Here is a 13,774-nt window from a genome sequence, read left to right as displayed (position 1 = left end):
TGCTCGAGGCGCAGCCCATCGAAAGGGCCAAGGCAGCGATTGCGCGATGGCGTCATTCCGCCACGGCCATTCGATAAAAGCGCTGGAAGCAGGAAGCCGGACGAAAATGCCTGTCTCGCTCGGCCTCGGGCCGCTTGTCGTTCAGCCTCCAGCCTTCCAGCGCGGTTTTCGGCTCTCTTGAACGCATGGCGCGATCAAAGGGTGGCCGTTCCCTATCAGCGAATCTCGACACCGGCGGCGGCCATCTGCGCCAGCGCCTCGGCCACCGAACCCTGCACGTCCAGGCCGCGGCAGGCATCCTTGAGCAGCGTCACCGCGAAGCCTTCGCGACGTGCATCGAGCGCCGAATAGAGCACGCAGTAGTCCAGCGCCAGGCCGCAGAGGAAAAGCCGTTCGAAGCCGCGCTCGCGCAGGTAGCCGCTCAGTCCGGTGGGCGTGGCCCGGTCGTTCTCGTAGAACGCCGAGTAGGAATCGATCGATGCGCGATAGCCCTTGCGCAGCACCAGTTCGGCGTGCGTTGCCCGCAGCTGCGGATGCAGCTCGGCGCCGGCGCTGCCCTGGACGCAGTGGTCCGGCCACAGCGTCTGCAGACCGTAGGGGGCCTCGATCTGCTCGAACGGGCTGCGCCCGGCATGGCTGCTGGCGAAGCTGTGGTGGTTGGCGGGATGCCAGTCCTGGGTGAGCACGACGTGGGCGAAGCGTTGGCACAACTGGTTGATCGCGGGGATCACGGCATCGGCATCCGGTACCGCCAGGGCTCCGCCGCTGCAGAAGTCGTTCTGCACGTCGATGATCAGCAACAGGTCTCGCTCGTTCGCATCGGGCAGGTGCATGGGCATCTCCGGTCGTTTGGCTGATAGAGCATACACCTTGTAAAACCTGCATCGAGCCTGGCCCGATCGGGTTGGGATATGCTCAGTACGTTGCGATTATCGAGCACTGCGTTCGATAATCGCCTGAGGCTGTCTACGCACGGGAATCGAGCCATGGACGAGAAGCGTACCCCCATACTGGCGCCGCCGCCGGTCGCGCCGTCGCCGGCCAGGCGCATCGAGCAGTTCGCCGGCGATCCCAATTTCATGTCGTCGCTGGCGCGGGGGCTGGCGGTGGTCAACGCCTTCCAGGAACGCAAGCGCCACCTGACCATCGCCCAGATCAGCCATCGCACCGAGATACCTCGCGCGGCGGTGCGGCGATGTCTCTATACCCTGATGCAGCTGGGTTACGTCACGACCGACGGGCGTACCTACTCGCTGCTGCCCAAGGTCCTGACGCTGGGCCATGCCTACCTGTCCTCGACGCCGCTGGCGGTGTCCGCGCAGCCGTTTCTCGACCGCATCAGCGAGCAGTTGCACGAGGCCTGCAACCTGGCCACGCTGGAAGGCGAGCAGGTGCTCTACCTGGCGCGCTCGGCGGTGCCGCAGCGGCTGATTTCGGTGGACCTGAGCGTGGGCAGCCGGCTGCCGGCCTATTGCACCTCGATGGGGCGAATCCTGTTGGCGGCCATGACCGATGAAGAGCTGCACGAGTATCTGGCGCACGCCGATCTGCAGATGAAGACCAGCCGCACGCTGTACACCCCCGAAGCGCTGCTGGAATGCCTGCAGCAGGTCCGGGCGCAAGGCTGGTGCATCGTCGATCAGGAACTGGAGCAGGGCCTGCGCTCGATCGCGGTCCCGGTCCATGACTCCACCGGCCACGTGCTGGCCGCGATGAACGTCAGCACCCATGCCGGCCGCGTCTCGGCGAGCGAGCTGGAAAAGCGCTTCCTGCCGATTCTCCAAGTAGCCAGCGCCGATCTGAGCAGCCAGTTGTTTCGGTAAAAAGCGTTCGGTCACCGAACGGCCCGGGTGTCGGCCCTTGGTCGAATCTCCTATGCTTCGTTCAGCCGATATCCTGGCCATGAATCGATCCGGTTTCGCACGCGTGCCTGTGCGGACCGGGACGCTGCCGGGCGAAGTCGCAGCGTCGGCGCAACTATAAAAATTATGCGAGTGCCTTGTGATGGATAGTCTGCTGAAAGCCAAGAGCAGGATTTTCGAGCGTGCCGATCCGCATGCCGTTTCGGAATACGTCAACCAGCATGTGGGAACGCACTGCATTCGCCTGCCGCGCACGGGCAATCCGCAGGCCAGCCTCAGTCATCGCACGTTCGGCAAGCTCGACCTCTGCCGAATCAGCTATGGCGGCAGCGTCCATGTTTCCTCGCCGGCCCTGGAGACCATCTATCACTTGCAACTGCTGCAGCGCGGGCATTGCCTGTGGAAGGGCAATGGCCAGGAGCACTATTTCACCCCTGGCGAGCTGTTGTTGATCAATCCGGACGACCCGGTCGACCTGACCTATTCCGACGACTGCGAAAAGCTCATCGTCAAGTTGCCGGCCTCGGTCCTGCAGACCGCCTGCAGCGAGAATCAGTGGAGTGCGCCGAGCAGTGGGGTCCGCTTCACCAACAGCCGCTACAGCCTCCAGCAACTGGAGGGCTTCGACAGCCTGCTCGGGCTGATCTGCCAGGAAGCCGAGGCCGAGCAGAGCGTGCCGCAGATCCAGGAGCAGTACAGCCGCATCATTGCCGGCAAGCTGCTGTGCATGCTCGCCAACAATGTGCGCCGCGAACCGCTGGGCGACAGCTGCCCGTCGTTCGGGCGCATCAGCGACTACATCGACGAGCATCTGAAGAAGGACATTTCCGTGGAGCAACTGGCCGAACTGGCCAACATGAGCCTGCGCTCGCTGTATACGCTGTTCGAGCGCAAGGTCGGCACCACGCCGAAATCCTATATCCGCCGACGCAAGCTCGAGCAGATCCACGGCCGGCTGAGCGACCCCTCGGCCAAGGTCCGCAACATCACCGAGATCGCCATGGACTACGGCTTCCTGCACCTGGGGCGGTTCTCGGAAAGCTACAAGAGCACCTTCGGCGAGCTGCCCTCCGACACGCTGCGCCGCCACCATTGAGTCCCCTCGAGCCGCTGTCCGTAATGGAAGCGGCTCCTTTTTCTTCGCCCCCCCTCCGCCGCCCGGGTCCGCGCGGCGGGCCTTGTCCTGTCCGCGATGCGGCATCACGTCGCATTGCAGAAAGCGGATAGAGATCCTGCAGAAAACGGATATTGATGCCGTTCCCCGCGCCGTAGCCTTCATCACGTGGAAACAATAACAATGGAGGCCCCGGCCATGTCCCTGGGAATCGATTACCTTGATTCGCTGCTCGAAGAAGACCAAGAGAAGGGCATCTTTCGCTGCCGGCGCGAGATGTTCACCGACCCACGGTTGTTCGAGCTGGAGATGAAGCACATCTTCGAGGGCAACTGGATCTACCTCGCTCACGAGAGCCAGATTCCCGAGAAGAACGACTACTACACGACCCAGATGGGCCGGCAGCCGATCTTCATCGCGCGCAACAAGGACGGTGAACTTAACGCCTTCATCAATGCCTGCAGCCATCGCGGCGCGATGCTCTGCCGCTTCAAGAGCGGCAACAAGGCCACCTATACCTGCCCGTTCCATGGCTGGACCTTCAACAACTCCGGCAAGCTGCTCAAGGTCAAGGACCCCAAGGAAGCCGGCTATCCGGACAGCTTCGACTGCGACGGCTCGCACGACCTGAAGAAGGTCGCGCGCTTCGAGTCCTACCGCGGCTTCCTGTTCGGCAGCCTGCGCGAGGACGTCGCCCCGCTGGAGGAATTCCTAGGCGAGTCGAAGAAGATCATCGACATGGTGGTCGACCAGTCGCCGGAGGGCATCGAGGTCCTGCGCGGCGCCTCCACCTACGTCTACGAAGGCAACTGGAAGCTGCAGGCCGAGAACGGTGCCGACGGCTACCACGTCACCGCCGTGCACTGGAACTACGCCGCCACTCAGCAGCAGCGCAAGCTCAAGGAAGCCGGCGACGACATCCGCGCCATGAGCGCCGGTGGCTGGGGCAAGAAGGGTGGTGGCTTCTATTCCTTCGAGAACGGCCACCTGCTGCTCTGGACCCGCTGGGACAACCCGGAAGACCGCCCGCTGTACGCCCGTCGCGAGGAGATGATCGCCGAGTTCGGCCAGGCCCGTGCCGACTGGATGATCGAGAACTCGCGCAACCTCTGCCTCTACCCGAACCTGTACCTGATGGACCAGTTCGGTTCGCAGCTGCGTATCGCCAAGCCGCTCTCGGTGGACAAGACCGAAGTCACCATCTATTGCATCGCGCCCAAGGGCGAGAGCGCCGAGGCCCGTGCGCGGCGCATCCGCCAGTACGAGGATTTCTTCAACGTCAGCGGCATGGCCACTCCCGACGACCTCGAGGAATTCCGCGCCTGCCAGCAGGGCTTCGCCGGCCGGGCCATGGCGTGGAACGACATGTCCCGCGGCGCCAAGCACTGGATCGACGGTGCCGACCAAGGCGCCCGGGAAATCGACCTGCAGCCGCTGATGAGCGGCGCGCGCACCGAGGACGAAGGGCTGTTCGTGCTGCAGCACCACTACTGGCAGCAGCAAATGCTCAAGGCGGTGAAAGATGAAAACGAGCAATTGATCCACGTGGAGGGTGCGTGAATGACCATCTCCTACGAAGCCGCGCGTGACTTCCTCTACCGCGAAGCCCGCTACCTCGACGACAAGGACTGGGACGCCTGGCTGGAACTCTACGCGCCCGACGCCACTTTCTGGATGCCGGCCTGGGATGACCGCGACCAACTGACCGAGGACCCGCAGAGCCAGATTTCGCTGATCTGGTACGGCAACCGCAGCGGTCTGGAGGACCGGGTCTTCCGCATCCGCACCGAGCGTTCCAGCGCGACCATTCCGGATACCCGCACCTCGCACAACATCAGCAACCTGGAGTTGCTCGAACAGGCCGACGGCGCCTGCCGGCTGCGCTTCAACTGGCACACGCTGAGCTTCCGCTACAAGACCGTCGACCACTTCTACGGCACCAGCTTCTACACCCTCGACGTGCGCGGCGAGAACCCGCTGATCAAGGCCAAGAAGGTCGTGCTGAAGAACGACTACATCCGCCAGATGATCGACGTGTACCACCTGTGAGGGCGCAGCCATGACCTACAAGATCGCACTGAATTTCGAAGACGGCGTGACCCGCTTCATCGAGACCCATGTCGGCGAGACCGTGGCCGACGCCGCCTACCGCCAGGGCATCAATATCCCGCTGGATTGCCGCGACGGCGCCTGCGGTGCCTGCAAGTGCTTCGCCGAAGCCGGCCGCTACGACCTGGGCGATGACTATATAGAGGACGCGCTCAGCGAGGACGAAGCCGGGCAGGGCTACGTGCTGACCTGCCAGATGCGCGCCGAGAGCGACTGCGTGGTGCGCGTGCCGGCCTCCTCGCAGGTCTGCAAGACCGAACAGGTCAGCTTCGAGGCGGCGATCAGCGACGTGCGCCAGCTTTCCGAGAGCACCATCGCGCTGTCGATCAGGGGCGATGCGCTGAGCCAACTGGCGTTCCTGCCGGGGCAGTACGTCAACCTGCGCGTGCCCGGCAGCGACCAGAGCCGCGCCTACTCGTTCAGCTCGCTGCCCAAGGATGGCGAGGTCAGCTTCCTGATCCGCAACGTACCGGGCGGTCTGATGAGCAGCTTCCTCACCAACCTGGCCAAGGCCGGCGACAACCTGAGCCTGGCCGGCCCGCTGGGCAGCTTCTACCTGCGCGACATCAAGCGTCCGCTGCTGCTGCTCGCCGGCGGCACGGGCCTCGCGCCATTCACCGCCATGCTGGAGAAGATCGCCGAGCAGGGCAGCGAACATCCGCTGCACCTGATCTACGGCGTGACCCACGACCACGACCTGGTGGAGCTGGACAGGCTCGAGGCCTTCGCCGCGCGCATTCCCAACTTCAGCTACAGCGCCTGCGTCGCCAGCCCGGACAGCGCCTACCCGCACAAGGGCTACGTCACCCAGCACATCGAACCCGGGCACCTCAACGACGGCGAGGTGGACATCTACCTCTGCGGCCCGCCGCCGATGGTCGAGGCGGTCAGCCAGTTCATTCGTGAACAGGGCCTGCAACCGGCGAATTTCTACTACGAAAAATTTGCCGCCAGCGCCTGAGGCTAACCACGGCACGACCCGTAGGAGCGGGCCATGCCCGCGAAAAGGGGGGCCGGCACGCCGCCAGATGCCCGGATTACCGCAGCGAAAAGCTTCGCGAGCAAGCTCGCTCCACAGGGGGCTGTGCGTCGCTTCGACCACGAGGAAAGGTAGATGAACAAGCGTTTCCATAACAAAGTCGCCGTGATCACCGGTGCCGCCCAGGGCATCGGCCGCCGCGTGGCCGAGCGTGTCGTCGAAGAGGGCGGCCGACTGGTGGCCGTGGACCGCTCCGAGCTGGTCCACGAGCTGGCCGACGAGCTGGGCGGGCAGGGCGCCGAGGTGCTGACGCTGACCGCCGACCTCGAGCAGTTCGCCGATTGCCACCGCGTGATGGAGGCGGCGAAGGCGCGTTTCGGCCGCCTCGACATTCTGGTCAACAACGTCGGCGGCACCATCTGGGCCAAGCCCTTCGAGCATTACCAGGAGCACGAGATCGAGGCCGAGGTACGCCGCTCGCTGTTCCCCACGCTGTGGTGCTGCCACGCCGTCTTGCCGCACATGCTGGAACAGGGCGCCGGTGCCATCGTCAACGTGTCGTCCATCGCCACTCGCAGCCTCAACCGCGTGCCCTATGGCGCGGCCAAGGGCGGCGTGAACGCGCTGACCGCTTGCCTCGCGTTCGAGAACGCTCAGCGCGGCATCCGCGTCAACGCCACCGCGCCGGGCGGCACCGAAGCGCCGCCGCGGCGCATCCCGCGCAACGGCGCCGAGCAGAACGCGCAGGAAAAGGTCTGGTACCAGCAGATCGTCGATCAGACCGTCGAATCCAGCCTGATGAAACGCTACGGAACCCTCGACGAGCAGGTCGGCGCGATTCTCTTCCTCGCCTCCGACGAAGCCTCCTACATCACCGGCGTGACCTTGCCGGTGGGCGGTGGCGACCAGGGGTAACGCTTCACCTGTAGGAGCCGGCTTGCCGGCGATCAGCCGTTCCCCGGCTCCTACCCAAACATCGTTAGCCGCTTCAACGCTGTTCACAACAACAATAAAAGAGAGAACCTTGCCATGCGAAAAGTAGACGTCCACGACATCATCGATAACGCCCGCTTCAGCGGGTTCCACTGGCTGGTCATGTGCCTGTGCGCACTGCTGCTGATCTTCGACGGTTACGACCTGTTCATCTATGGCGTAGTCCTGCCGGTGATCATGAAGGAGTGGGGCCTGACCCCGCTGGAAGCCGGTGCGCTGGGCAGCTATGCGCTGTTCGGCATGATGTTCGGCGCACTGGTCTTCGGCACGTTGGCCGACCGCATCGGGCGCAAGAAGGGCATCGCCATCTGCTTCGTGCTGTTCAGCGGCGCCACGGTGCTCAACGGTTTCGCCAGCACGCCGACCGAGTTCGGCATCTTCCGTTTCCTCGCCGGCCTCGGCTGCGGCGGGCTGATGCCCAACGTGGTGGCGCTGATGAACGAGTACGCGCCGAAGCGGCTGCGCAGCACCCTGGTGGCGGTCATGTTCAGCGGCTATTCGCTGGGCGGTATGTTCTCCGCCGGGCTGGGCATCTACATGCTGCCGCGCTTCGGCTGGGAGGCGATGTTCTTCGCCGCCGCCGTGCCGCTGCTGTTGCTGCCGGTGATCCTCTGGCACCTCCCCGAATCGGTGGGCTTCCTGGTGCGCCAGGGGCGGACCGAGCAGGCACGAGCGCTGCTCGACAAGATCGACCCGGACCGCGGGCTGACTGCCGGCGACGAGCTGGTGCTGGTCGACGTCAAGGGCAAGAGCGCCTCGGTGCTGGAGCTGTTCCGCGACGGCCGCAGTGTGCGCACCCTGTCGATCTGGGTGGCCTTCTTCTGCTGCCTGCTGATGGTCTATGCGCTGGGCTCCTGGCTGCCGAAGCTGATGGCCAACGCCGGCTACAGCCTGGGCTCGAGCCTGTCCTTCCTGCTGGCGCTGAACTTCGGCGGCATGTTCGGCGCGATCCTCGGCGGTTGGCTGGGCGACCGCTTCAACCTGGCCAAGGTGGTGGTGCTGTTCTTCGCCCTGGCAGCGGTGTCGATCAGCCTGCTCGGCTTCAAGACGCCGATGCCGATGCTCTACACCCTGATCACCGTCGCCGGCGCCACCACCATCGGCACGCAGATCCTGCTCTACGCCAGCGCCGCGCAGTTCTATGGCCTGTCCATCCGCTCCACGGGCCTCGGCTGGGCGTCGGGCATCGGCCGCAACGGCGCCATCGTCGGCCCGCTGCTCGGCGGTGCGCTGATGGGCATCAATCTGCCGCTGCAACTGAATTTCATCGCCTTTGCCATACCGGGCGCGATCGCCGCCCTGGCGATGACCGTCTTCGCCGTCTCCAGCAAACGCAGCGGCGCGGCCGCGGCGGTGGTGCTGTCGGCGGCGAAAGCCTGATCACCGAACCAGAAATCCGGGAACCGATATGAGCCACAGCCTGATCGAAAGCATCGAAGCGGTCATCGTCGATCTGCCGACCATCCGCCCACACAAGCTGGCGATGCACACCCTGCAGAAGCAGACGCTGGTGATCATCCGCATCCGCTGCGCCGACGGCATCGAAGGCCTCGGCGAAGCCACCACCATCGGCGGCCTGGCCTACGGCAACGAGAGTCCGGAAAGCATCAAGCGCAACATCGACAGCCATCTCGCACCACTGCTGATCGGCCAGGAGGCGGCGAACATCAATGCCGCCATGCTGCGCCTGGACAAGGCGGCCAAGGGTAATACCTTCGCCAAGTCCGGGCTGGAGAGCGCCTTGCTCGATGCCCAGGGCAAGCGCCTCGGGCTGCCGGTCAGCGAGCTGCTCGGCGGTCGTGTGCGCGAGAGTCTGGAAGTCGCCTGGACCCTGGCCAGCGGCGACACCGCGCGGGACATCGAGGAAGCCGAGCACATGCTCGACAGCCGTCGCCACCGCATCTTCAAGCTGAAGATCGGCGCCAATGCGGTGAACGACGATCTCCGGCACGTGATCGCCATCAAGCAGGCACTGGGCGAGCGCGCCAGCGTGCGCGTCGACGTCAACCAGTACTGGGACGAATCCCAGGCGATCCGTGCCTGCCAGATCCTCGGCGACAACGGCATCGACCTCATCGAGCAGCCGATCTCGCGGATCAATCGTGCCGGCCAGGTGCGCCTGAACCAGCGCAGCCCGGCGCCGATCATGGCCGACGAATCCATCGAGAGCGTCGAGGACGCCTTCAGCCTGGCGGCCGACGGCGCGGCGAGCGTGTTCGCCCTGAAGATCGCCAAGAACGGCGGGCCGCGCGCCGTGCTGCGCACCGCGCAGATCGCCGAGGCGGCGGGCATCGCGCTGTACGGCGGGACCATGCTGGAAGGCTCGATCGGCACCCTGGCATCGGCCCATGCCTTCGTCACCCTGGACAGGCTGACCTGGCACACCGAACTGTTCGGCCCGCTGCTGCTCACCGAGGAGATCGTCAGCGAGGCGCCGGTCTACCGCGACTTCCACCTGCACGTGCCGCGCACCCCCGGCCTCGGCCTGACCCTGGACGAAGAGCGCCTGGCGTTCTTCAGCCGTAAGTAAAGAAGGAGACCCCCGACATGCTCTTCCACGTGAAGATGATCGTGAAGCTACCGTTGGACATGGATCCGGCCGAGGCCGCCAGGCTCAAGGCGGACGAGAAGGAACTGGCGCAAGGCCTGATGCGCGAAGGCAAGTGGCGCCACCTGTGGCGTATCGCCGGGCAGTACGCCAACTACAGCCTGTTCGACGTTGCCAGCGTGCAGGAGCTGCACGACACCCTGATGCAACTGCCGCTATTCCCCTACATGGAGATCGAGGTCGAGGCGCTGTGCCGCCACCCGTCCTCGATCCGCGAAGACGACCGCTGAACAGTCGAAGGCCGTTCCACGAGCGGCCGGCCAACCGTGACGACAATTACAAGATGAGGCCATTGCCATGACCGTAAAAATCTCCCATAGCCAAGACATTCAGACATTCTTCGAAGAGGCCAGCGGCTTCGGCAACGACGAAGGCAGCAGCCGCCTGAAGACGGTGATCAACCGCCTCCTGCTCGATACCGTGAAGATCATCGAGGATCTGGAGATCACCCAGGACGAGTTCTGGAAGGCGGTGGACTATCTCAACCGCCTGGGCGGGCGCAACGAAGCCGGCCTGCTGGTGGCCGGCCTGGGCCTGGAGCACTACCTCGACCTGCTGCAGGACGCCAAGGACGAGCATGCCGGCCTTGCCGGCGGCACGCCGCGCACCATCGAAGGCCCGTTGTACGTGGCCGGCGCGCCGATCGCCGAGGGCGAGGTGCGCATGGATGATGGCAGCGAAGACGGTGTCGCCACCGTGATGTTCCTCCAGGGGCAGGTCACCGATACGGACGGCAGGCCGGTCGCGGGCGCCATCGTCGACCTCTGGCATGCCGATACCCAGGGCAACTATTCGTACTTCGACAAGAGCCAGTCGGACTACAACCTGCGGCGGCGCATCGTCACCGATGCCGAGGGCCGCTACCGCGCCCGCAGCATCGTGCCGTCCGGCTATGGCTGCTCGCCGGATGGTCCGACCCAGGAGGTGCTGAACCTGCTGGGTCGGCATGGACAGCGTCCGGCGCACATCCACTTCTTCATCTCGGCGCCGGGCCATCGTCACCTGACCACCCAGATCAACCTATCCGGCGACGCGTACCTGTGGGACGACTTCGCCTATGCGACGCGCGATGGGCTGATCGGCGATATCCGCTTCGTCGACGACGCCGAGGCCGCCCATGAACGCGGCGTACAGGGACGCTTCGCCGAGGTGGACTTCGACTTCCAGCTGCAGAAGGCGCCGGCACCGGAAGCCGAGCAGCGCAGCAAGCGGCCACGCGCGCTACAGGAGGCCTGAGGCGGGCGACAACCCCCTTGCCTGATCCGTAGGGTGGATGCCGCTTTGCAGCCATCAGCGATGGTGCGTACCGCGCCATCGCTCACCCGGCACCTACAACAATAGCGACCCGGACACCGTCACGGATCGCCTGGCCCGTCTTGCGAGGCGACATGAAAGCATTGCTGAAAGACTTCTCGCTCTCCGCCGTGGTCGCCGGTTTCATCGCGACCGTGATCTCCTACGCCGGCCCGCTGGTGATCATCTTCCAGGCCGCCAAGGCCGGGAACATGCCGCATGACGTGCTCTCGTCATGGATCTGGACGATCTCCATCGGCAGCGGCGTGCTCGGTATCCTGCTCAGCCTGCGCTACAGGGTGCCGATCATCATCGCCTGGTCGGCACCCGGTTCGGCGCTGCTGGTAACCATGCTTCCCGAGATCAGCCTCAACGAGGCGGTCGGCGCCTACATCGTCACCAGCCTGGTGGTGCTGCTGGTCGGCCTGTCCGGCGCGTTCGATCGGATCATCGACCGGCTGCCGGCCGCCATCGCCGCCGGCATGCTTGCCGGCATCCTGTTCCGCTTCGGTACCGGACTGTTCGTCTCGGTCAAGGAACAACCCTGGCTGGTGCTGACGATGTTCGCTACCTATCTCGTGTTCAAGCGGGCCATGCCGCGCTATGCGGTGCTCGCGGTACTGGTGGTCGGCGTGGCGATTACCTTCGCCTCGGGCGAGTTGCGTAGCGAAGCGCTGATCGTCGGCCTGGCGACGCCGGTGTGGATCACCCCCGAGTTCAGCTGGCAGGTGATGCTCAATATTGCCTTTCCGCTGATCATGGTGGCGCTGACCGGGCAGTTCGTGCCCGGCATGGCGGTACTGCGCAACGATGGTTACGGTACGCCGGCCAGTCCGCTGATCACCAGCAGTGCGCTGGGTTCGCTGCTGCTGGCGCCATTCGGTTGTCATGGCCTGAACCTGGCGGCGATCACCGCAGCGATCTGCACCGGCAAGGAATCCCATGAAAATTCGGCCAGGCGTTATGTGGCGGGCGTGTCCGGCGGTGTCTTCTATCTGCTGCTGGGCATCTTCGGCGCGACGCTGGTGTCGATCTTCACCGCCTTTCCCGCCGCCCTGATCGCCGCCCTGGCCGGCCTGGCCCTGCTGGCAGCCATCGGTGGCGCACTGAGCGGCGCGATGGCCGTACCGCAGGATCGCGAGGCGGCGTTGATCACCTTCCTGGTCACCGCGTCGGGGATGTCGTTCCTCGGCCTGTCGGCGGCGTTCTGGGGGCTGATCTTCGGTATCGCCGCCCACCTGCTGCTGGGGCTGCGTCATCCCCGACCGGCATCGATATCACCCGCGGCCTGTGCCGAAGGAGAGCAGCCGGCTCGCTGACGGCACCTGCTGACGATTCATCCGAACCAACCGAGCGTCGTATTTCTCCGGTTAACTCCGGTGGAGCGGCTGCGTGCACCCAGAAAAACAACAACAAGAGACAACCAGCATGATTCAGAAACCATCGTTCACCCGCCTTGCTCTAGCTGTCGGCACTGCCGGCATGCTGTCGAACGTATTGGCCGCCGAAAGCGGCTTCATCGAAGGCGCCACGGCGACATTGCAGGCGCGCAATTACTACTTCAGCCGCGATTTCTCCGACATCGTCGGCCCCAACCAGCAGTCCAAGTCCGAGGAGTGGGCACAGGGTTTCATTCTCAAGGTGAACTCCGGCTACACCCAGGGACCGGTAGGCTTCGGGATCGATGCCATCGGCATGCTCGGCATCAAGCTCGACAGTGGCGGTGGTCGGGTCAATACCGGCCTGTTGCCGACCGGTAGCGATGGCAAGGCGCAGGACGACTACAGCCGACTCGGGGCGGCTCTCAAGGTGCGGCTGTCGCAAACCGAGCTGAGGGTCGGCGAGCTGACGCCGAACCTGCCGGTGCTCACTTTCAGCGATATCCGCCTGTTGCCGCCGACCTACCAGGGGGCCAGCATCGTCTCCAACGAGATAGCCGGGCTGACGCTCCAGGCTGGTCAGTTGCGTTCGGGGAGCCTGCTGAACGAAGCCGGCGACGGCAAGATGTTCGCCAAGCTCGGCCATACGCCACAGCTCGGTGCCGACCTGAGTACCGACCGCTTCAACTACGGCGCAGTGGACTATGCTTTCAACGACAAGCGCACCTCGGTCGGTATCTGGTACGCACAGCTGGAGGATATCTATAACCAGCGTTTCTATAGCTTCAAGCACAGCCAGCCGGTGAGCGACTGGGTGCTGGGCGCCAATATCGGGTTCTACGATTCGCAGGAAGATGGCGACCGGCTGCTTGGCAATATCGACAACCAGGCAGCGTTCTCGCAGCTCTCGGCCAAGCGTGGCGGCCATACCTTCATGCTCGGCTACCAGGCAATGTTCGGCGACGATGCATTCCCGAGGGTCTTCAACAACATCACGCCGTTGGGCAACGAAGTGCCGACCTATGAATTCGCTGGTGCAGAGGAGCGCTCCTGGCAGGTTCGCCATGACTACGATTTCGCTGCGCTGGGGATTCCCGGCCTGGTGACCACGGTGCGCTACATCAAGGGTGACAACGTCGACACCGGCCTGGGCTTCGAAGGCAAGGAATGGGAGCGCGATCTGGATATCGGTTATACCGTACAGAATGGCCCGCTGAAGAACGTCGGCATCCGTGTACGCAACGTGGCGGCTCGGTCGAGCTACCGCAGTGACATCGATGAGAATCGTTTGATTCTGAGCTACACGATCACGTTGTTCTAACGACCAGCCCGTATCGAGGCTGCGGTAGGGTATTGCCTGGGCTGCGCCAATGGTTTTTTCCGTCTGATCCGAAATAAACGGTTGACGGCTGGTTTCAGGCCCCTATAATGCGCACC

General features: G+C 64.4%; 13 protein-coding genes. 12 read left to right on the top strand and 1 reads right to left on the bottom strand.

Annotation, left to right across the window (positions count from 1 at the left end; genetic code table 11):
• Positions 1 to 215: 215 nt before the first annotated feature.
• Entirely contained in the window at positions 216 to 839 is a 624-nt protein-coding gene (gene pncA / locus IN820_RS08505) for a bifunctional nicotinamidase/pyrazinamidase (protein WP_207793545.1), read from the bottom strand.
• A gap of 147 nt (positions 840 to 986) precedes the next feature.
• Here pncA and IN820_RS08500 point away from each other — a divergent pair, with 147 nt between their 5' ends.
• From IN820_RS08500 to IN820_RS08445, 12 genes are all read left to right on the top strand, one after another.
• A complete protein-coding gene (locus IN820_RS08500; RefSeq protein ID WP_193680559.1) occupies positions 987 to 1,823 on the top strand; it encodes an IclR family transcriptional regulator in 837 nt (278 codons plus the stop codon).
• Between the two features lie 181 nt (positions 1,824 to 2,004).
• A complete protein-coding gene (locus IN820_RS08495; protein WP_193680558.1) occupies positions 2,005 to 2,958 on the top strand; it encodes an AraC family transcriptional regulator in 954 nt (317 codons plus the stop codon).
• A 216-nt stretch (positions 2,959 to 3,174) separates the two neighbouring features.
• Positions 3,175 to 4,536 carry a benzoate 1,2-dioxygenase large subunit gene (benA, locus tag IN820_RS08490; protein WP_193680557.1) on the top strand — a complete coding sequence of 454 codons (1,362 nt, stop codon included), beginning with the start codon at positions 3,175 to 3,177 and terminating at the stop codon, positions 4,534 to 4,536.
• On the top strand, positions 4,537 to 5,025 hold the full coding sequence (benB, locus tag IN820_RS08485) for a benzoate 1,2-dioxygenase small subunit (protein WP_193680556.1): 489 nt from the start codon (positions 4,537 to 4,539) through the stop codon (positions 5,023 to 5,025).
• Positions 5,026 to 5,035: 10 nt separating this feature from the next.
• On the top strand, positions 5,036 to 6,046 hold the full coding sequence (gene benC / locus IN820_RS08480) for a benzoate 1,2-dioxygenase electron transfer component BenC (protein WP_193680555.1): 1,011 nt from the start codon (positions 5,036 to 5,038) through the stop codon (positions 6,044 to 6,046).
• 153 nt (positions 6,047 to 6,199) lie between these two features.
• Positions 6,200 to 6,979, top strand: a complete 780-nt coding sequence (locus tag IN820_RS08475; protein ID WP_193680554.1) for a 1,6-dihydroxycyclohexa-2,4-diene-1-carboxylate dehydrogenase — start codon at positions 6,200 to 6,202, stop codon at positions 6,977 to 6,979.
• A gap of 114 nt (positions 6,980 to 7,093) precedes the next feature.
• Positions 7,094 to 8,437, top strand: a complete 1,344-nt coding sequence (locus tag IN820_RS08470) for an MFS transporter (RefSeq protein WP_193680553.1) — start codon at positions 7,094 to 7,096, stop codon at positions 8,435 to 8,437.
• 28 nt (positions 8,438 to 8,465) lie between these two features.
• Positions 8,466 to 9,587, top strand: a complete 1,122-nt coding sequence (locus tag IN820_RS08465) for a muconate cycloisomerase family protein (protein WP_193680552.1) — start codon at positions 8,466 to 8,468, stop codon at positions 9,585 to 9,587.
• A 17-nt stretch (positions 9,588 to 9,604) separates the two neighbouring features.
• On the top strand, positions 9,605 to 9,895 hold the full coding sequence (gene catC / locus IN820_RS08460; protein WP_193680551.1) for a muconolactone Delta-isomerase: 291 nt from the start codon (positions 9,605 to 9,607) through the stop codon (positions 9,893 to 9,895).
• A 67-nt stretch (positions 9,896 to 9,962) separates the two neighbouring features.
• A complete protein-coding gene (gene catA, locus IN820_RS08455) occupies positions 9,963 to 10,901 on the top strand; it encodes a catechol 1,2-dioxygenase (protein WP_193680550.1) in 939 nt (312 codons plus the stop codon).
• 152 nt (positions 10,902 to 11,053) lie between these two features.
• Positions 11,054 to 12,277: a benzoate/H(+) symporter BenE family transporter gene (locus IN820_RS08450; protein ID WP_193680549.1), complete on the top strand. Its 1,224-nt coding sequence runs from the start codon at positions 11,054 to 11,056 to the stop codon at positions 12,275 to 12,277.
• 109 nt (positions 12,278 to 12,386) lie between these two features.
• Positions 12,387 to 13,658: an OprD family porin gene (locus tag IN820_RS08445; RefSeq protein ID WP_193680548.1), complete on the top strand. Its 1,272-nt coding sequence runs from the start codon at positions 12,387 to 12,389 to the stop codon at positions 13,656 to 13,658.
• Positions 13,659 to 13,774 lie beyond the last annotated feature (116 nt).

It is taken from the genome of Pseudomonas lopnurensis, assembly GCF_015070855.1.
Classification (GTDB): Bacteria; Pseudomonadota; Gammaproteobacteria; order Pseudomonadales; family Pseudomonadaceae; genus Stutzerimonas; species Stutzerimonas lopnurensis.
This window is presented reverse-complemented; position numbering and strand designations above follow the sequence as displayed.

Coding starts and splice junctions, on each gene's coding strand:
- pncA (WP_207793545.1), bottom strand. CDS start 839: ATGCCCATGCACCTGCCCGATGCGAACGAGCGAGACCTGTTGCTGATC.
- IN820_RS08465 (WP_193680552.1), top strand. CDS start 8,466: ATGAGCCACAGCCTGATCGAAAGCATCGAAGCGGTCATCGTCGATCTG.
- benA (WP_193680557.1), top strand. CDS start 3,175: ATGTCCCTGGGAATCGATTACCTTGATTCGCTGCTCGAAGAAGACCAA.
- catC (WP_193680551.1), top strand. CDS start 9,605: ATGCTCTTCCACGTGAAGATGATCGTGAAGCTACCGTTGGACATGGAT.
- benC (WP_193680555.1), top strand. CDS start 5,036: ATGACCTACAAGATCGCACTGAATTTCGAAGACGGCGTGACCCGCTTC.
- IN820_RS08445 (WP_193680548.1), top strand. CDS start 12,387: ATGATTCAGAAACCATCGTTCACCCGCCTTGCTCTAGCTGTCGGCACT.
- IN820_RS08495 (WP_193680558.1), top strand. CDS start 2,005: ATGGATAGTCTGCTGAAAGCCAAGAGCAGGATTTTCGAGCGTGCCGAT.
- benB (WP_193680556.1), top strand. CDS start 4,537: ATGACCATCTCCTACGAAGCCGCGCGTGACTTCCTCTACCGCGAAGCC.
- IN820_RS08450 (WP_193680549.1), top strand. CDS start 11,054: ATGAAAGCATTGCTGAAAGACTTCTCGCTCTCCGCCGTGGTCGCCGGT.
- IN820_RS08475 (WP_193680554.1), top strand. CDS start 6,200: ATGAACAAGCGTTTCCATAACAAAGTCGCCGTGATCACCGGTGCCGCC.
- catA (WP_193680550.1), top strand. CDS start 9,963: ATGACCGTAAAAATCTCCCATAGCCAAGACATTCAGACATTCTTCGAA.
- IN820_RS08500 (WP_193680559.1), top strand. CDS start 987: ATGGACGAGAAGCGTACCCCCATACTGGCGCCGCCGCCGGTCGCGCCG.
- IN820_RS08470 (WP_193680553.1), top strand. CDS start 7,094: ATGCGAAAAGTAGACGTCCACGACATCATCGATAACGCCCGCTTCAGC.